The organism is Mycobacterium neumannii (genome assembly GCF_002245615.1).
Lineage (GTDB): Bacteria > Actinomycetota > Actinomycetes > Mycobacteriales > Mycobacteriaceae > Mycobacterium > Mycobacterium neumannii_A.
This window is the reverse complement of sequence record NZ_NKCO01000030.1, coordinates 1-17,140: the sequence shown is the minus strand read 5'-3', so window position 1 is coordinate 17,140 and position 17,140 is coordinate 1. Positions and strand designations below refer to the sequence as shown.

The window sequence follows — 17,140 nt, the reverse complement described above, 5'->3', positions numbered from 1 at the left end:
GCCGCGAAAAAGTTTGCTCGCGCGTCAGCGTGCCCGGCGGGCGAGGAGTTCGGTCTGGTGAATCACCAGGCTCTTACCGCAGACGGTGATCCAGCCGCGCTGGACGAACTCCGACAACACCTTGTTGACCGATTCCCTTGACGCGCCGACCAATTGGGCGATCTCCGCTTGAGTGAGACCGTGGTCGAGGCGCAACTGCCGGTCCTGTCGGACACCGAATCGCTGCGCGAGGTGAAGGAGTTGTTTGGCGATCCGGCCGGGAACGTCGGTGAAGTTCAGGTCGGTGATCAGGTCTTCGGCGCGTCGTAGGTTTCGCGCCAGAAGGCGCATCAGCTGCTCGGTGATGTGCGGGTTGCCATCGAGGCAGTCGTGCAACGCATCACGGTCGATGACGGCGACGAGCACCGCGGTGAGCGCCGTGGCCGAACCGGTGCGAGGCGCGCAGTCGAACATCGACTCGGCGCCGAAGATCTCCGAGGGGCCCAGGACGGCGAGCAGTTTCTCGGGGAACTCCGCCGACCGCCAGCCGATCTTGACCTTGCCCTCGATGACGACGTAGAGCCGGTGATCGGGTTGGCCTTCGGGATATATGCACTCACCCTGCCCGAACCGGGCGTAGTCGAATCGGTCGATCAGAGCCGCCTTGTCCGCGGGCGCCAACCCCCGCATGATCGCCGAGCGAGCCAGCACGGCTTCACTGCCACAACTCGCGCCCGTTTCCGTGGCGCCGGCGACCATCAGCATGCCCACTCCCAACCCAGTTGGGTGCGGGGCTACCCGGCTGTGACCGGCGTAAACGCAAACCGCTGGATCTGGTGCCGCTCGAGGCCGTCACGGGCGGCGAAGTGTGACCGGCGGCGCGCCGGCGACGGCCGTTACTGGCGCGCGGTGTTCTCGACGATGATCTCGCATGCCGTCGCGTAGAACGCGCTGATGAGGGTGGAGAAGGACAACTCGAACGGATAGATCATGTGCACGTCGAGCGACTCGAGGCGCCACTCGGGTAACACCGGGACGAGGGTGCCCTCGCGCAGCTCGTTGGTGCAGATGATCTGGGTGGGCATCGCACCGATCCCGAGGCCCTGCATGATGTACTGCTTACACACCTGAAAGTTGTTGGCGCGCGCCCGGACTGGCGGTGTCAGCTCGCGCAGGCCGGCCTTTGCGGTGACCGTCAGCTTGCGAGGTCCGCCGAAGCCGAAGTCGATGAACGGAAGCGTGTTCAACTGTGCGGGGTCGCGGACCGGTTCGGGCAGGCGCGCAAGGAAATCCGGTGACGCGCACAAGAACAGCTCGAGGTCGAAGACCTTGCGCGCGATCAGCGTGGAGTCCTGTAGCGGTCCGGTGCTGAACACCACGTCGAACCCGTCGCGGACTGGGTCAACCACCCGGTCGACCAGCCGGATGTCCAGCTGCGAATTCGGATAGTGCTGCAGGAACGCCGCACCGACGCGGGAGGCGTAGTCGATGCCGACGAAGACGGGGATCGCCACCCGCAGTTCGCCCTGCGGCTCCTGTCTGCTGCCCTCGACGAGCGCGCGGACACCGTTGGCCTCGGTCAGGATGTTGGCCGCGTGGGCGTACACCTGCTCGCCGAGATCGGTGACGGTGAGCTGGTGGGTGTTCTTGCGCAGCAGTTTGATGCCCAGGTCGGACTCCAGCCTGGTCAGCTTGCGGCTGACGGTCGACTTCGGCATTCCCAACAGTGCGGCCGCCTTCGACAGGCTTCGGTTCTCCACCACCTTGCCGAAGATCAGCAGGGCGTCGACGTCGAAGGGCAGGTTCTGTTCCATGGCTCTAGCGTTCTTTCCCTCTGCGGTGTTCCAAATATGCAACAGGGTGTTGCGCTCGCGGGTCTGTTTCGGCCATATCGGCGGCGGTACCTTCACCCCTACCGTCTTCAGCCCGACGCAGGAGAGACCGTTGAGTCACGACAGCCTGGTGACCAAACCCGCGAGCGGACACTGGACCGACGCCTACCCCGAGCTGGGTCGTGGTCCGGTGTCGCTTCAGGACTGCGTTTCCGAGGAGTTCTACGAAAAGGAACGCGAGCACGTCTTCAAGAAGACGTGGCTCTACATGGGCCGCATCGAGCGTGTGCCCAAGTCGGGCAGTTACTTCACCCGTGAGCTGACGTTCCTCAACACCTCGGTGATCATCGTGCGGGGCAAGGACGGCGTGGTCCGGGCGTTTCACAACATCTGCCCGCACCGGGGCAACAAGATGCTGTGGGAGGACGACCCGTTCCAGGAGGTCGAAGGTCGCGCACCGCTGCTGTACTGCCGCTTTCACGGATGGCGCTACAAGCTCGACGGCTCACTGCACTCGGCCACCCGCAAGGATCTGCTGCTCGACTTCGACGCGGACAGCTGCCGGGTGCCCGCCATCCAGTGCGAGGTGTGGGAGGGCTTCATCTTCATCAACCTCGACCCGCACAACACCGAGACGGTCCGCGATTTCCTGGGCGAGTTGGCGCACGAGATCGAGGGGTACCCGTTCGCCGGCCCGCATCAGGTCTACAAGCTCAAGGCCGAACTGCAGTGCAACTGGAAGATCTTCCTCGACGGGTTCGCCGAGAGCTATCACGGGCCGTACCTGCACGCGTCATCGTTCGGCGCGGTCACCGCCGAGGCCCGCGACGCGTTCGACCAACCGAATCCGTTCACCGACGCTTTGGCCTACCGGCTCAAAGGCCCGCACCGGATGTTCTCGTTCTCCGGTGAACCATCCCGCAAGACGCCGTACTCCAAGCCGATCGAGTGCGTCTTCGAGGCCAGCGCGGCCGGGCCGTGGAACAAGAAGGCCGACCGCGGGCCGATGCCTGCCGGTATCAACCCCACACGGTCGGAGAAGTACGGCTTCGACTCGTTCCAGTTCTTCCCGAACTTCGTGCTGATCTTCGGTGCGTCCGGATTCACCGTCCACACGCACTGGCCCACCGGGCCGCACTCGCACATCTTCGAAACCGAGGCCTATTACCAGCCGCCGAGAACGCACAGGGAGCGGCTGGGCCAGGAGCTGACGGTCACGTTCCTCAACGACATCATCCTCGAGGACGCCAGCCCGTCGGAGGGTCTGCAGGCCATGCTGAACAGCGGCGCGCTCACCCACTTCACGATGAACGACGAGGAGATCCTGCTTCGCCACTTCCACAAAGTCGTTGGCGATTACGTCGAGGCCGGCGAAGAGCAGAAGGCGATGCGATGAACACGACTCTGCCGCCGGGGTTTTCGCACCTCGAGCACCTCGTGCCGGAATGGGCCATCGAGGACGGCCACGCGCGCTACGTCAAGCGGGTCAACAGTTCCATGGAACAGATCCGGGCCTTCTACGACGAGATCTTCCCCTACGCCGAGGAAGCTCTTGCCTACGTCGACAAGTTCGACTACGCCGAGCCGCTGCCCGAGGACGTCGCCAACCTGCGCAACCTGCTCTACTCGCTGATCACGGTCTCACTCGCAGTCGAGCTGTGGAACCAACCGCGAGTCAAACATTCGGCCAACACGATACTGACGAGGGTGAGCTGAGTGAGCCTGACCTCCGCACAACTGGACGTCGCCGACCTGACCCCGAGGATCGGCAGCGAGATCAGAACTGATCTCGACACCCTGCTGAGCGGCCGCGCCGCCGAGAAGATCAGGGACACACTGGAACAACGCGGCGTGGTGTTCTTCCGCGGGTTGCAGATCAGCGACGAGCAACAGGTCGCGATCGCCGCAACGTTGGGCACCGTGGTGGCCAACGAGGGCGAGGAGGGGATCTATAAGATCTCGCTCGACGAGAACGTCAACCAACGCGCGAAATACCTGAAGGGCTCGCTGTTCTGGCACTTCGACGGCTCCCTGCAGCCCTACCCGAATTTGGCGACGTTGCTCCGAGCCGTGAAACTCTCTGAAACCGGGGGCGATACGGAGTTCTGCAACACCTACGCCGCATACGACGATCTGCCGCAGGCCGACAAGGATCTGATCGCCGACCTTCGGGTCGTGCACAGCGCCGAGCGATCTCAGTACTATGTCACACCCGAGATGAGCTACGACGAGATCGCGTTCTGGCAGAAGTCCCCGACCAAGGCGTGCCCCATCGTGTGGACGCACCAGTCGGGCCGCAAGTCGCTGCTGCTCGGCGCGACAGCCGACTACGTGGTCGGCATGCCCGTCGAACAGAGCCGCGCTCTGCTTGCCCGCCTTCGTGATTGGGCCACCCAACCGCAATACGTGTATCGCCACGAGTGGGAAGTCGGCGACCTGCTGATTTGGGACAACACCGGCACCATGCACCGCGCCCTGCCCTACGCCGCCGACAGCGGTCGCCTGATGCACCGGACCATCCTGGCGGGCGAAGAGCCACTGAATTGAAGCTGGGCATCGCGACACCGGTCGTCACCAACGTCGCCGGGGCGGCGTTGACGTGGGAGCGCGACGCAGGAGTCGAGGACATCGGCCGCGTCGCCGAAGCGGCCGACAGGCTCGGTTACCACCACCTGACCTGCAGCGAGCACATCGGAATCCCGGCATCGGAGGCCGGGCGGCGCGGTGCCAGGTACTGGGACCCGCTGGCGACCCTCGGTTTCGTAGCCGCCCGCACTGAACGGATCCGGCTCGCCACGATGACCCTGGTGCTGGGATACCACCATCCGCTGGCCATCGTGAAGCGTTACGGCACACTGGATCACGTCAGCCGTGGGCGTCTCATCCTCGGGGTCGGTGTCGGCTCACTCAAGGAGGAGTTCGACCTCCTTGGCGCGCCGTTCGAGGATCGCGGCCCGCGCGCCGACGACGCCCTGCGCGCCTTGCGCGCCGCGCTGGCGAGCAACGAGCCCTCCTACGACGGCGAGTACTACTCGTTCGGCGGGCTCATCGTCGACCCGTGCGCACTGCAGCCCCATATGCCGATCTGGGTGGGCGGCCGGACCAAACGGTCGCTACGGCGGGCACTCACGCTCGCCGAAGGCTGGGCGCCGTTCGGCATCTCGGTCGCGACCGCGGGGGAGTGGCTCAAGGCGCGCGAGATACCGCCCGGCTTCGAGGTCGTGCTCGCCGCCGACCGCCCGCTCGACCCGGTCGATGACCCCGACGCGACGCGAAAGACCCTGCGCGAGATGGCGGATGCGGGCACGACGACCGTGTCCGCGCGATTCGTCCACCGGTCGCTCGAGCACTACCTCGAGCAGATTCACGCACTCGCGGAGTTGCACCGCCAAGACGATGAGAGGTGACATGACCCAAGACGCGATCGGCCATCCACTGCTGACGCCGCTGACCGCCGAGGAGTGGGGCGACGACGAATACGAGGCTGTCGGCGCGCTGATGGGGGTTCCAGGCGACGACGTTCCGCGGGCCGGCTCGGGAGAACCCAGGGATCCGCTCAACTTCGACATCATCGGCGTGCTGGTCCGGCACCCGAAGATGGCGCGGAAGTTCCTCGGCTACAACGCATTTCTGCTGCAGCGCGGCGAGCTGCCGCTGCGGCTACGCGAGCTGGCGGTGTTGCGGCTCGCCCATGCGCGGCGCTCGTCGTTCTTCTGGGGCGAGCACGTGAAGATCGCCAAGGCGGGCGGCTTGTCGGACGACGAGATCGCCCGGATCGCCCGCGGTAACGCTGAGTTCGACGGAGTGGACCGGCTGGTGCTCGAGACAACCGACGAGTTGCTCGCCCGCGGCCGGGCCGCACCCGACAGATGGCGTCGTCTCGTCGACGAACTCGGTACCCACCAGGCGATGGAGTTGATTTTCGTCGTCGGCACCTACGCGATGCTCGCGATGGCCTGCGACACCTGGCAGCTCGCCCCGCCGCCGGGCAGCGCGACGCTTCCGGACTAGGAGTCTCCCGCTTCGGGCGCCGGTTCGTCGTCGCTGCGCCGATCCCGTCTGCGCCAACTCCGCACGCCCCGGTGTGCGGCGAACGCACCGGCGACGGCGGTGACGCACCACACCGCGATCGCCGTGAACGCCAGCGGAGACGACAGATCCGCGATCGAGGCCCCCAGCGCGGTGTACACGAACGCGCGCGGGACGGACCCGATGAACGCGCCGACGGCCATCTGCCACAACGGAACTCCGAACGCGCCGAAGGCATAGGACGCGAGCGCGTCGGAGATGCCCGGAACGAAGCGCTGGCCGACGACGGCCCACAGCCCGCCCCGCGCGATGAGATCGTCGAGCCTTTTTGCTCGCGCCTCGCCGAGGAGTGCGCGCGCGCTGTCGCGTCCGGCCCGCCTGCCGATCAGGCTGGTGACGCACGCGGTAGTGACCGTCGCGCCGAGGGTGGCGAACGTGCCCACGACCGGGCCGAACAACACTCCGCTGGCGGCGGCGAGGATCGGCCCGGGCACGAACACCGCGCCCAGCAGCCCCGACACCACGACGTAGACCAGCGGTGCGATGGGGCCCGTGGAGGCCACTGTGCGGCGGACATGGTCGACGTCGACCACGCCGGAAACGGCGACCAGATAGAACAACCCGAGCAGGAACGCCGCGAACAGCACGAGCCGGAGGATGTGCCACCGACGGGTCGGGGGGCGGTCGTTGAGGGTCATGTCCAGGCAATCTTGCCGCACGCGCGGATACGCACTTCCCACGGTGACGCAATGAATGTACCATTTGGTACATGATTACTGAGTGTGGCGCCGAGATCGACGCACCCGCCGCCGTCGTATGGGACGTGTTCAGCGATGTCGAGCGCTGGCCGGAGTGGACCGCCTCGGTGACCCGCCTTGTGGCGTTGGACAGCCGAGAGTTGGCCGTCGGCAACAGGTTCGAGATCAAGCAACCGCGAATGCCGAAGTTGGTCTGGGAGGTCACCGAGGTGACGCCCGGTGCCTCGTGGACATGGGTGCAGCGCTCGCCGGGCGGGCTCACGGTGGCCCGCCACCACGTCAGCCCCGTCAGCGCCGACTCGCAAGCGCGTACGCGTATCCATCAACGGCTCGAACAACGAGGCCCGGTCGGGGCTCTGGTCGGGTTGCTGATGCGGTCGATGACGAAGCGCTACCTCGACCTCGAAGCCGAGGGTTTGAAGGCACGCTGCGAGCAGCTGCACCGGCTCGATGGCCCGTCCGCCTGACGCTCGGCGTCGGCAGGAACTGCTCGACGGGCTCGTCGCGGAGGTCGCGCGCAACGGCATCGGTGACCGGTCGCTTCGTGATCTCGCCGCCGCGGTCGGCACCAGTCATCGCATGCTGCTGCACCACTTCGGGTCGCGTGACGAACTGCTGTTGGCGATCGTCGGCGAGGTCGAGCGACGCCAGATGGCGCTGACCCACGACTTGCCGGCCGATCCCGCCGAGGCCATCGCGGCGATGTGGGCCAATCTGCGAAGGCCCGATCTCCGCCCGTTCGAACGGCTGTTCTTCGAGTGCTACGCGCGGGGAGTGCAGGGCGAGCAACCGTTCACGCGGATGCTGCCTGCCGCGGTCGAGGATTGGCTCTCGCAAGATCTGAGTGGCACGGCCGACCCGGCGATGATGCGGCTCGGCCTCGCAGTGGCCCGCGGCCTGCTGCTGGACCTCATCGCTACCGAGGACCTCGACGGCGTGGACGCCGCGGCCGCCGCGTTCACCGACCTGATCCGCGCACAGCGTCGATGACGTCAGTCTTCACTGCTTCGACGCTCGCCGATGAACGCGAGCAGCTGCGGGTCCTCGGAGGTGAACACGTCGACCTCCTCGCCGCCGTCGCAGCGCAGCAGCGCGACCGTCACACTGCCTTCGCGTCGCGTCCGCACTTCCCAGATGGCACCGGAGTCCTGCCATCGCTGCAGATCCGCCACTCGGTCCACCGCCATGCCCCTACCATCTCACCGCATGGGTGGCCGGCCAAGCGTCGAGGTTGCACGGGTCTATGACCCGCCGGGGGAGCACGACGGCACCCGGGTTCTGGTGGACCGGCTGTGGCCGCGAGGAATCCGCAAGGACGATCCGCGGGTCGGGCAGTGGCTGCGGGCGGTGGCGCCGTCGACCGAGCTGCGGCGCTGGTATGCGCACCGGCAGGAACGGTTCGACGAGTTCGTCGCCCGCTACACGGCCGAACTGGAAACCGAGGAGGCTGCGCAGGCGCTCGACGAACTGCGCGGCCTGGCGGCCGAAGGTCCGGTGGTGCTCACGACCGCAACCCGCGACGTCGACGGAAGCCATGCGGCCGTCCTGCGCGACCTACTGACCCGGGCGGCGTGAGACGATCGGCGCATGCCGTCGAAACTGCCGCGATGACCGTCGTACTCGCCATCCGCTGCGCCGACGGGATCGCGATGGCCTCGGACTCGCAGATCACCGACCCCGAACGCGGACTGAGCTATCCGGCTCAGAAGCTGCACCCGCTCGGAAAACGCGCCGCGTGGGGCGGCAGCGGGTCGCGTGCGGTGCTTTACGACCTCGAGCAGATCTTCGACAACGAACCGGACGCGATCGTGGAAGCGCCCGACATCGGCCATGCCCTGCAAGGTCGAGTCCTGCCGGTGCTCAAGCACCACTACGCGAACTTCATCGAAGACGTGCCTGCGGGTAAGCCCGGCGCAACCCCGGCCACCTACGTTCTCGCCGCAGGCTACGCGAACGGAGACCCGTTCATCGTCGACATCGATCCACACGGGTTGATCGGCCGCTACGAGGAGATCGGTTTCCACGCGGTGGGCAGCGGATCGCCGATGGCTCAGCAGGCCCATGCGCTTCTGGCGCACTTCGAGATGGGCGAACGCAGCGTGGACTACGGCCTGGTGGCCGCGTTGCGGGTGCTCGACGCGCTGGACGCGACGTCCCCGAGCGTCGGTGGGCCGATGGACCTCTGCCGGATCACGCCGGACGGGGCCCGGCATCTCGACGAGGAAGCCGTCGCCGAGGTCCGGGACAACGTGCACCGGTGGACCGAACTCGAACAGCGGGCCCTCGACGACCTCTTCAACTGAGGGGCAGAAGTCCAGGCGGGGAAGGTAAGTCTTGCCTTAGTCGTTCCGGTAGGCTCGGCGGGCGATGACCGAGATCGACGATGCACCCACGCCCGTCCTTCCGCGGGAGCTGACCGACGTTTCCGATGCGGTACGTGAGGTCGCGGCACCACCCACGCCGGTGCTCGCCGAGCCGTACTTCGTCCGGCTGGCCGATCCGGACGCGGATGCGGAGATGATCTCGGAGTGGATGAACCGCCCGCACCTTGTCGAGGCCTGGGAGTACGACTGGCCCCCCGAGCGGTGGCACCGGTATCTGAGCGCACAGTTGGCAGGCGAGTACTCCAGGCCGTTCGTCGGCTCGTTCCGAGGGCAACCCTTCGTCTACGTCGAGTTGTACCGGGCCGCCAAGGATTCGATCGCTCGGCGATATGACGCCGAACCTCACGACATCGGGATGCACGCGGCGATCGCGGAATTGCGCTTCGTCAACCGCGGTATCGCGCCGATCCTGTTACCGCGGTTGACCGCCAACATCTTCGAGCTCGACCCGCAGTGCCGCCGCATCATGTTCGATCCGGACCACCGGAACAAGGGCGCACGCGATGTCTGCGAACACGCCGGCTGCGAGTTCCTCGGGGAGCACGACATGTCGAACCGGCGCATGGCGCTGTACGCACTGCCGCGCGCGTAGCGCCGACGGTCGCCCGCCCGAGCGGTTTCAGGGCAGCTGGTTGAACTCGGCGTAGCCGTCGTGGTCGGGCTTCATCCCGGCCGCGACCAACTCCCACAGCACCTCGTCGGTGCCCCCGCCGACGCGCGCCAGTTTCATGTCCCGCCACCATCTTCCGAGCGGAGTCTCCTCGAGGAGATAGCCGGACCCGCCGAAGAGGTGCATGCACTCATTCATCACCTCTTCGCCGAGGCGGGCGGCGTTGACCTTCATCGCGGCGGCGGTGCGAAGGTCGAGCTTTCCGGTCGCGGCGACCCCGTCAAGTGCGTAGCGCAGCATGTCGACGCGTGCCTGCAGGTCGGCCATCCGCAGCCGCAGCGCCTGATGCTCCCACAGGCTGTTGCCGAACTGCTTGCGAACCATCATGCGCGCCTGCGTGATTCCGATGACCCGCTGTACTGACGTCGACACCAGCCCCGCCACCGACATCCGCTCCTGGGCCAGCCCCCAGGAGATGGCGGCCAGGCCGATGCCGGCGCGGGCGACCAGAGCGTCGGCGGGCACCCAGGTGTCGATGTGCACGGCGGCCGTGTCGAGGGGACCGGCGCCGACCTTGCGGTACGGCGTCTGGATCTCGCACTGGGCCAGCGGCACCGCGATCACCACGACGCTGCCGTGCTTGCTGTTGGGATCGTGGTCGACGTTGCGGGCCACGCACATGACGTGGTCGGCGATCGGGGACAGCGAGACGAACTTCTTGATGCCCTTGACCTCGAAACCGTCGCGGACAGAACGCACTTCGGTGCCGACGATCTGCAGGTCGGATCCGCCCGACTGCTCGGAGGCGCCGATGCACAGCACGGCCTCGCCGCGGATCGCCTGCTCGGCGATCTCCTTCAGGTAATCCGACTTGCCGAAGCGACGCAGGATCGCGATCGCGGAATCGTGCAGTCCCACGCCGACCCCGATGCCCGCCGAGCCCAGCCAACCCAGCTTGCGGGCGAGCTCGATGACCTTCGCGACGTCGGGATACTGTTGTCCCGGCGGCCACTTGGCGGCGAACACGTCCGACTCGCCGAGATACTCGATGAGTTTGCGCGGGAACCGTTCCGTCTCTTCGGCTTCCGCCGTCCACGCGGTGACGCGATTGTCGAAGACCCGCTCGAGCAGGTCGCGGTAGTCTTCGAGCGGCGGTGCGTCCGGTGCGTCGGCGGTGGCCGTCATCGGCTTGCTCCCTCCAACGTGCGCTTGACTTCGAGCCGGCGAAGCTTGCCCGACGAGGTGCGGGGCAGCGCACCGGGTTTGAGGAACACCACATCGGCGGGCACCACGCCGCAGTGCGACGCGACGCGGGCCACGATCTGGCTGCGGGCACCGGGCTCGTCGTCGCCCTTGAACTCCGCGGCGATCACCAACCCTGGCCGCGCCGAGGACTCGCCGGTTCCGACGGCCACCACGCAACCGTCACGGACACCGTCGATCTCGGCGGCGATGCGCTCGATCTCATTGGGGAACACGTTGCGACCGGCCACCGTGATGAGCTCCTTGGCCCGGCCACAGACGACCAGCCCGTCGTCGGTGAGATAGCCGAGATCTCCGGTGGGCAGCCACGAGTTCCGGTCGATCGGGGGCTCGCCGACGTATCCCGTCATCAGCGACGTGCCGCGGACCTCGACCTCACCGACCTCGCGACCGGTCACCTCGGTGGTGTGCTCGGCGTCGATGTTGATGCGGATCTCCATGCCCGGGATAGCGTGACCGAGGATCGCGAAGCGGCGCGTGGTCTCGCTGCCGTCGCTGATGACCTGTACGTCGTCGACGCGAAGGCCGGTGAACGGTTGGGGAACGCTGACCGCACAAGTGGATTCGGCCAGCCCGTAGGACGGGGCGAGGGAATTGGGGTTGAACCCGAAGCGTGCCATTTCGTCGGCGAAGCGTTGGTAGCCTGCGCAGTCCACCGGTTCTCCGCCGTTGAGCGTGAAACCGAGGTGACTGAGGTCGAGGTCCTTGACGAGGCCCGCGTACTTGCCGATGAGGTTGAAGGCCATGTTCGGCGCCGCGGTCATCGTGGCTTTGGTTTCCATCAGCCACTGAAGCCAGTTGAACGGGGAAGCGGCGAATGCCGACGTGGGCGCCTGCCACAGGTCGGCCTGCCCGAGCGTCGCGGTCAGCAGGAAGGCCAACCCCATGTCGTGGTAGATCGGCAACCAACTGTGCAGTCGGGACCGGTCGTTGACGTTGACCCTCTCGATCAGCCCGCGCAGGTTGGCCAGCGACGCGGCGGGCGAAATCTGTGCCGTGCGAGGCGTTCCCGTCGACCCCGCGGTCCCCTGCAGGATCGCGACGTCTGCGGTGTCCGGGCCGCGAAAGGACGTGGAGCGGTGCGGGTGGCCGACCTCGAGGAGGTCGTGAACGGCGATCGTGTCCGCGTGCTTGCTCAACAGCGCCAGTTCGTCACCGTGGCTGAACACCGACGTCACGCCGATGGAGGCGAACCGGTCCAGCGTGGTCTGCGCCCACTGTTCGGGGTCGGCGCGCCGGATGGGCCCGGGCAGGATCGACAACCCGGCGCCGGCGAAGAACGCGCCGGGAATGGCTGCGACGAACTCGACGGTGGGTTCACCGACCAGGCCGACGGCTGTCGCTTCGTCGTCGGCGATCCGCTCGGCCACGTTCTCGGCACGCGCGTGGACCTCCTGCCACGGATGGTGTGCCCACGAGCCGGCTTCCGCGTCGAGGACGGACAACGTCGTCGAGGCCCCCGACATCGCCGCCGACAGGGCTGCGGAGAGCTCAGTCACGAGTTCGTGGATGCGGCAGCCGATTTGGCCAGGATGGCCGCTTCCAGATCGCCGACCGTGTCGCAGCTGAGCAGGTCCTCTTCGCTCAGCGCCACGCCCAGCCGGTCTTCGATGGCCACCATCCCCACCGCGAACGCGACCGAGTCGAGGCCGACGTCGTCGATCAGGCGGGAGTCGCGGGTGACTCGTCGGACGTCGACGTTCATGTCGTCGCGCAGGATCTCGGCCAGCGCGACGCTGACGGCTTCTGGAGTAGACGGGTTCACGGCACGCGACGGTACTACGTCGGATCAGGTAAGGCTAGGCTTACCCGCGCTGCTCGCGGACAATCTCACAGCCTTGTCCCGATCCACATTCCCAACGCCGCGGCCGCGATGCCCAGCGCCAGGCTGACGACGATGTTCGCGATCGCGAGTCCGATGCGGCGGTCCGCGCCGAGTTCAAGGGTCTGCAGCATCCAGGTCGAGAACGTCGTGTACGCGCCTAGGAGCGCGACACCGGCCAGCAGTGCGGCGGTAGGGCCCAGTTCGGGGCCGGCGAGCAGGCCGAGCACCAGCGCGCCGGAGATGTTGACCACGAAAATGCCCGATGGGAATGCCCCGCTCAGCCGGTGTGACACCGTGCGATCGACGAGGAAGCGCAGCACCGCTCCGACCCCGCCGAGGACCGCGACGCCCAGCCACACCGCGACCGTCATCGTCGTGCCCATTCCGATGCCACCCAGGCCGCGGCGAGACCGGCGACGATGCTGGCCGACGCATATCCGGCCGCCAGCACGAAATGATCGCGCTCGATCATCCTGAGGATCTCGACCTGCATGGTCGAGAAGGTGGTCAGTCCGCCGCAGAAACCGGTGCCCAGCAGTGGGCGGCGGTAGCTGTCGTCTGGGAGTCGCGTGGCCACGTATCCCAGGACGAACGCGCCGACGATGTTGACGGCGAACGTCGGCCAGGGCCAGTGCCCGGGTTCGGGCGTAAGGAGCGTCTCGATCGCGGCACGGGCCAGGGTGCCCAGCGCACCGCCGACGAACACGGCGAGCACCTCGCGGCCGTCGTAACCAAGCACAAGCCAAAGTATGGCCGCACCCGAGCACGCCGCATGGCGACAAGGAGCAGAATCGGGTACATGGCGCCCCACCCCCGAGCCGGAAAGCCGGCCCAGCCCGAGGACCTCATCGACATCGCTTCGGTGGTGACGGCGTACTACACCCGAGAACCGGACCCCGAGAACGTCGATCAGCAGGTGGCGTTCGGCACGTCCGGGCATCGAGGTTCCAGCCTTGATGCGGCGTTCAACGAGGCGCACATCGTGGCCACGACGCAGGCGATCGTCGAGTACCGCGCCGCACAGGGCACCACCGGTCCGCTGTTCATCGGCCGCGACACCCATGCGCTGTCCGAACCGGCCTGGGCGTCGGCGTTGGAGGTGCTGGCAGCCAATGACGTTGTGGCGATGATCGATTCGGCCGATCGGTACACGCCGACACCGGCGGTCAGCCACGCGATCCTCACGTTCAACCGGGGTCGCGAGGGTGGCCTGGCCGACGGGATCGTCGTCACGCCGTCGCACAACCCGCCTCGGGATGGCGGATTCAAGTACAACCCGCCCCACGGCGGGCCCGCCGACACCGACGCCACGGGTGCGATCGCCAAACGGGCCAACGAACTGCTGCGTGACGGGCTCAAAGGGGTCAAGCGGGTGCCGCTGGCGCGGGCGCTGCAGAGCGCGCAGCGCCACGACTACCTCGACGCCTACGTCGCGGATCTTCCCAACGTCGTCGACCTGCACGCGATCAGCGCCGAGAAGATCCGCATCGGCGCCGACCCGCTCGGCGGCGCGAGCGTCGAATACTGGGGCGCGATCGCCGAACGCCACAACCTCGATCTGACGGTGGTCAACCCGCTGGTCGACGCGACGTGGCGGTTCATGACGCTGGACACCGACGGCAAGATCCGGATGGACTGCAGCTCGCCGAACGCGATGGCATCGCTGATCGCCCACCGAGACCGGTACCAAATCGGGACCGGAAACGACGCGGACTCCGACCGGCACGGAATCGTCACCCCAGACGGTGGGCTGCTCAACCCCAACCACTACCTGGCGGTCGCGATCGATTACCTGTTCTCGCACCGGCCGTCATGGCCGGCGTCGACCGCGGTCGGCAAGACGGTGGTCAGTTCGTCGATCATCGACCGGGTGGTCGCCGGGCTGGGTCGCGAACTGGTCGAGGTACCGGTCGGTTTCAAGTGGTTCGTCGACGGGTTGCTGAGCGGGACAATCGGTTTCGGCGGTGAGGAGAGCGCGGGGGCGTCGTTTCTGCGCCACGACGGGTCGGTGTGGACGACCGACAAGGACGGCATCATCCTGGCGCTGCTGGCTTCGGAGATCTTGGCGGTGACGGGTGAGACGCCGTCGCAGCGCTACGGCAAGCTAGCCGAGAAGTACGGCGCCCCAACGTATGCGCGCGTCGACGCGCCGGCCGACCGTGAGCAGAAGGCGCGGCTGTCCAAGCTGTCGGCGGAGCAGGTCTCGGCGACCGAGCTGGCCGGTGAACCGATCACCGCGAAGTTGACGACGGCGCCGGGCAACGGGGCACCGCTGGGCGGGTTGAAGGTGACGACGGAGAACGCGTGGTTCGCGGCGCGGCCGTCGGGCACCGAGGACGTCTACAAAATCTACGCCGAGTCGTTCAAGGGGCCCGAGCATCTGGCGGAGGTGCAGGAAGCGGCGCGCGAGGTGGTCAATAGGGTCATCGGGTGAGTTCTGAACCCGAGGGCGACAGCTCGACGGGGCCCGATGCGGCGGGGGCCGACCAGGCTGGGGCCAACCAGGCTGGGGCCAACGAGACGGAGGCCAAGCCGAAGCTCCCGCGCGAGGTCTGGCTGCTCGTCGGCGCCAACGTCGTGGTGGCGCTCGGTTACGGGGTGGTGGCGCCCGTGCTGCCGCAGTACGCCCGTCACTTCGGGGTGAGCATCAGCGCGGCCACGTTCGTCATCACGGCATTCGCGTTGATGCGGTTGATCGCCGCGCCGCCCGCCGGCTTGCTCGTGCAGCGGCTGGGGGAGCGTCGGGTCTACATCAGCGGCCTGATCATCGTCGCGTTGTCGACCGGGGCGTGCGCGTTCGCGCAGACGTACTGGCAGCTGCTGGCGTTCCGCTCGCTGGGCGGATTGGGCTCGGCGATGTTCACGGTGTCGTCGCTGGGGCTGATGATCCGGATCTCACCGGAGAACGCGCGCGGACGGGTGGCGGGCCTGTTCTCGACGGGGTTTTTGGTCGGCTCGGTCGGCGGTCCGGTGCTGGGCAGCCTCACAGCGGGTTTCGGGTTGGCGGCGCCGTTTGTGATTTACGGTGCGGCGCTGATGGTCGCGGCGGGCGTGGTGTTCGTCAGCCTACGCGGCAGCACGCTGGCGGCGCCGGAGCAGACGGCGGAGGCGGCGGTCTCGATACGTCAGGTGCTGCGCCACCGCGCCTACCGCGCGGCGTTGTTCTCGAACTTCAGCACGGGGTGGGCGGCGTTCGGGTTGCGCATCGCGCTGGTGCCACTGTTTGTGGTCGAGGGCCTCGGCCACGGGGCGGGTGCGGCGGGCCTGGCGCTGGCGACGTTCGCGATCGGCAACGTCTCAGTGGTAATTCCCAGCGGGTATCTGTCCGACCGGATCGGCAGGCGCAAGCTGCTGATCGTCGGGCTGACGGTGTCGGCGGTGTCGACGATTCTCGTGGGCTTCACGACGTCGCTGCCGATCTTCCTGGTCGCGGCGTACATCACGGGTGCGGCGACGGGCATCTTCGTCTCGCCGCAGCAGGCCGCGGTGGCCGACATCGTGGGGAACAAGGCGCGTGGGGGTACCGCGGTCGCGGTCTTCCAGATGATGGCCGACCTGGGTTCGATCATCGGATCGCTTGTGGTGGGCCAGATCGCCGAGCAGACCTCGTTCGGCGCGGCGTTCGTGGTCAGCGGGGCGATCCTGGGGCTGGCCGCGCTGGGATGGGTGTTCGCGCCGGAGACGCGGCCCCGGCCCGCCGAGCACACGCCGGCGCGGGCAATCGGCCCCGAGGCTGGCGGGGAAGTGCCGTAACCAGCGATTTTGAGCGCTTCCGGCAGGTGGTGTAACTTCGATGGGCACGACTTCAGGGGCTATGGCGCAGCTGGTAGCGCACCACACTGGCAGTGTGGGGGTCAGGGGTTCGAGTCCCCTTAGCTCCACTCGATTGAAAGCCCGCTTCGGCCATTGGCCGGGGCGGGTTTCGTCGTTCCTTGGCCTGCATCAGAGGCATCTTCATTTCGCGCCCTCTGATGATCCGAGGCGCATGCTGGGGCTTTCTCGCTTTGGCCGTCAGGCGGCCTGGTCTCCTGGGGGTGCCGGTCCGCCGGGCTCAGTGGATCCGGCAGTTGACACCGCGGCGCCCGATTCGGCTTCGGTGACCTGGTTGTCGTCGGCGGGCTCAGCATTCGAGTGCGGGTTTGCGACTTCGTCGGCTATCTCGTTGTCGTCGCCGGGTGCTACCGCATGCCCCTCGTCGTCGACCACTTGGTCTTCGTCGGCGGGCTGGGCGTCCGATGCCGTGTCTTGATCCGGGGTGTCGGCCGGGTCGGTGGAGGGCGTCGAGAGTTGGTCGTCGGGTCGCAGGAGCCGTTCGGGGCGGTGGTAGTAGTTCAGCCGCGCCTGGCCGGTGTCCAGTTCGGGCGGCGGAAGCCATTCGACCTCGCAGCGCTCGTTCATTCGGGTGGTCCAGCCGCCGTCCTCGTTGACGCTGCGGTTGTCTGCCCCGCAGGCGAGGCCCA

The 17,140-nt window shown here is 67.3% G+C and carries 21 protein-coding genes, 1 tRNA gene and 1 pseudogene; 13 read left to right on the top strand and 10 right to left on the bottom strand.

Annotated features, from left to right (window positions below):
• Positions 1-24: 24 nt before the first annotated feature.
• Both CEX88_RS23615 and CEX88_RS23610 read right to left on the bottom strand, forming a co-directional pair.
• Positions 25-738, bottom strand: coding sequence for a Crp/Fnr family transcriptional regulator (locus tag CEX88_RS23615; protein WP_094295385.1), 714 nt, complete (start codon positions 736-738; stop codon positions 25-27).
• A 137-nt stretch (positions 739-875) separates the two neighbouring features.
• Entirely contained in the window at positions 876-1,793 is a 918-nt protein-coding gene (locus CEX88_RS23610) for a LysR family transcriptional regulator (RefSeq protein WP_094295354.1), read from the bottom strand.
• A 130-nt stretch (positions 1,794-1,923) separates the two neighbouring features.
• On the opposite strand from CEX88_RS23610, the gene CEX88_RS23605 reads away from it, so the two are divergent.
• From CEX88_RS23605 to CEX88_RS23585, 5 genes are read left to right on the top strand one after another with little or no spacing between them, the layout of a single operon-like run.
• The gene (locus CEX88_RS23605; protein WP_094295384.1) at positions 1,924-3,207 is read left to right on the top strand and encodes an aromatic ring-hydroxylating oxygenase subunit alpha; all 1,284 of its coding nucleotides are present in this window, start codon (positions 1,924-1,926) and stop codon (positions 3,205-3,207) included.
• On the top strand, positions 3,204-3,527 hold the full coding sequence (locus CEX88_RS23600) for a hypothetical protein (RefSeq protein ID WP_094295353.1): 324 nt from the start codon (positions 3,204-3,206) through the stop codon (positions 3,525-3,527). The genes CEX88_RS23605 and CEX88_RS23600 overlap by 4 nt, the downstream gene beginning before the upstream one ends.
• A complete protein-coding gene (locus tag CEX88_RS23595; protein ID WP_094295352.1) occupies positions 3,528-4,358 on the top strand; it encodes a TauD/TfdA dioxygenase family protein in 831 nt (276 codons plus the stop codon).
• Positions 4,355-5,218, top strand: coding sequence for a TIGR03619 family F420-dependent LLM class oxidoreductase (locus CEX88_RS23590; protein WP_094295351.1), 864 nt, complete (start codon positions 4,355-4,357; stop codon positions 5,216-5,218). Before CEX88_RS23595 ends, CEX88_RS23590 begins: the two co-directional genes overlap by 4 nt.
• Before the next feature lies 1 nt (position 5,219).
• The gene (locus CEX88_RS23585; protein ID WP_094295350.1) at positions 5,220-5,822 is read left to right on the top strand and encodes a carboxymuconolactone decarboxylase family protein; all 603 of its coding nucleotides are present in this window, start codon (positions 5,220-5,222) and stop codon (positions 5,820-5,822) included.
• Here CEX88_RS23585 and CEX88_RS23580 read toward each other — a convergent pair.
• Entirely contained in the window at positions 5,819-6,538 is a 720-nt protein-coding gene (locus CEX88_RS23580; protein WP_094295349.1) for a TVP38/TMEM64 family protein, read from the bottom strand. The two genes, CEX88_RS23585 and CEX88_RS23580, sit on opposite strands and share 4 nt — an antisense overlap.
• 71 nt (positions 6,539-6,609) lie before the next feature.
• On the opposite strand from CEX88_RS23580, the gene CEX88_RS23575 reads away from it, so the two are divergent.
• Together CEX88_RS23575 and CEX88_RS23570 are read left to right on the top strand one after the other, a co-directional pair.
• Entirely contained in the window at positions 6,610-7,065 is a 456-nt protein-coding gene (locus CEX88_RS23575; RefSeq protein ID WP_094295348.1) for an SRPBCC family protein, read from the top strand.
• A complete protein-coding gene (locus tag CEX88_RS23570; protein ID WP_094295347.1) occupies positions 7,049-7,588 on the top strand; it encodes a TetR/AcrR family transcriptional regulator in 540 nt (179 codons plus the stop codon). The genes CEX88_RS23575 and CEX88_RS23570 overlap by 17 nt, the downstream gene beginning before the upstream one ends.
• A gap of 2 nt (positions 7,589-7,590) precedes the next feature.
• Here CEX88_RS23570 and CEX88_RS23565 read toward each other — a convergent pair whose 3' ends face one another.
• On the bottom strand, positions 7,591-7,785 hold the full coding sequence (locus CEX88_RS23565; protein ID WP_094295346.1) for a hypothetical protein: 195 nt from the start codon (positions 7,783-7,785) through the stop codon (positions 7,591-7,593).
• Positions 7,786-7,804: 19 nt separating this feature from the next.
• Here CEX88_RS23565 and CEX88_RS23560 point away from each other — a divergent pair, with 19 nt between their 5' ends.
• The 3 genes from CEX88_RS23560 to CEX88_RS23550 all read left to right on the top strand — a co-directional run bounded on the left by CEX88_RS23560 (position 7,805) and on the right by CEX88_RS23550 (position 9,574).
• Positions 7,805-8,173: a DUF488 domain-containing protein gene (locus tag CEX88_RS23560; protein ID WP_094295345.1), complete on the top strand. Its 369-nt coding sequence runs from the start codon at positions 7,805-7,807 to the stop codon at positions 8,171-8,173.
• A 32-nt stretch (positions 8,174-8,205) separates the two neighbouring features.
• Positions 8,206-8,901 (top strand): proteasome protein, encoded by a 696-nt coding sequence (locus CEX88_RS23555; protein WP_094295344.1) that lies wholly within the window; start codon positions 8,206-8,208, stop codon positions 8,899-8,901.
• A 64-nt stretch (positions 8,902-8,965) separates the two neighbouring features.
• A complete protein-coding gene (locus tag CEX88_RS23550) occupies positions 8,966-9,574 on the top strand; it encodes a GNAT family N-acetyltransferase (protein WP_094295343.1) in 609 nt (202 codons plus the stop codon).
• 27 nt (positions 9,575-9,601) lie between these two features.
• On the opposite strand, the gene mbtN is transcribed toward CEX88_RS23550, so the two are convergent.
• The 5 genes from mbtN to crcB (CEX88_RS23525) form a co-directional block, all read right to left on the bottom strand.
• Positions 9,602-10,777 carry a mycobactin biosynthesis acyl-ACP dehydrogenase MbtN gene (mbtN, locus tag CEX88_RS23545; protein WP_094295342.1) on the bottom strand — a complete coding sequence of 392 codons (1,176 nt, stop codon included), beginning with the start codon at positions 10,775-10,777 and terminating at the stop codon, positions 9,602-9,604.
• Positions 10,774-12,354 (bottom strand): long-chain-fatty acid--ACP ligase MbtM, encoded by a 1,581-nt coding sequence (gene mbtM / locus CEX88_RS23540; protein WP_082961706.1) that lies wholly within the window; start codon positions 12,352-12,354, stop codon positions 10,774-10,776. Before mbtM ends, mbtN begins: the two co-directional genes overlap by 4 nt.
• Positions 12,351-12,620 (bottom strand): acyl carrier protein, encoded by a 270-nt coding sequence (locus CEX88_RS23535; protein ID WP_082693853.1) that lies wholly within the window; start codon positions 12,618-12,620, stop codon positions 12,351-12,353. Before CEX88_RS23535 ends, mbtM begins: the two co-directional genes overlap by 4 nt.
• A 65-nt stretch (positions 12,621-12,685) precedes the next feature.
• Entirely contained in the window at positions 12,686-13,063 is a 378-nt protein-coding gene (gene crcB / locus CEX88_RS23530) for a fluoride efflux transporter CrcB (RefSeq protein ID WP_066844650.1), read from the bottom strand.
• Entirely contained in the window at positions 13,048-13,419 is a 372-nt protein-coding gene (gene crcB, locus CEX88_RS23525; RefSeq protein ID WP_066844653.1) for a fluoride efflux transporter CrcB, read from the bottom strand. The genes crcB (CEX88_RS23530) and crcB (CEX88_RS23525) overlap by 16 nt, the downstream gene beginning before the upstream one ends.
• A 60-nt stretch (positions 13,420-13,479) precedes the next feature.
• On the opposite strand from crcB (CEX88_RS23525), the gene pgm reads away from it, so the two are divergent.
• The 3 genes from pgm to CEX88_RS23510 all read left to right on the top strand — a co-directional run bounded on the left by pgm (position 13,480) and on the right by CEX88_RS23510 (position 16,561).
• The gene (pgm, locus tag CEX88_RS23520; RefSeq protein ID WP_094295341.1) at positions 13,480-15,114 is read left to right on the top strand and encodes a phosphoglucomutase (alpha-D-glucose-1,6-bisphosphate-dependent); all 1,635 of its coding nucleotides are present in this window, start codon (positions 13,480-13,482) and stop codon (positions 15,112-15,114) included.
• Positions 15,111-16,433, top strand: coding sequence for an MFS transporter (locus CEX88_RS23515; RefSeq protein ID WP_094295340.1), 1,323 nt, complete (start codon positions 15,111-15,113; stop codon positions 16,431-16,433). The genes pgm and CEX88_RS23515 overlap by 4 nt, the downstream gene beginning before the upstream one ends.
• A gap of 55 nt (positions 16,434-16,488) precedes the next feature.
• Positions 16,489-16,561, top strand: a tRNA-Ala gene (locus tag CEX88_RS23510).
• Positions 16,562-16,691: 130 nt separating this feature from the next.
• On the opposite strand, the pseudogene CEX88_RS23505 reads toward CEX88_RS23510, so the two are convergent.
• Positions 16,692-17,140: pseudogene (locus CEX88_RS23505) on the bottom strand (HNH endonuclease signature motif containing protein); the annotation flags it as partial.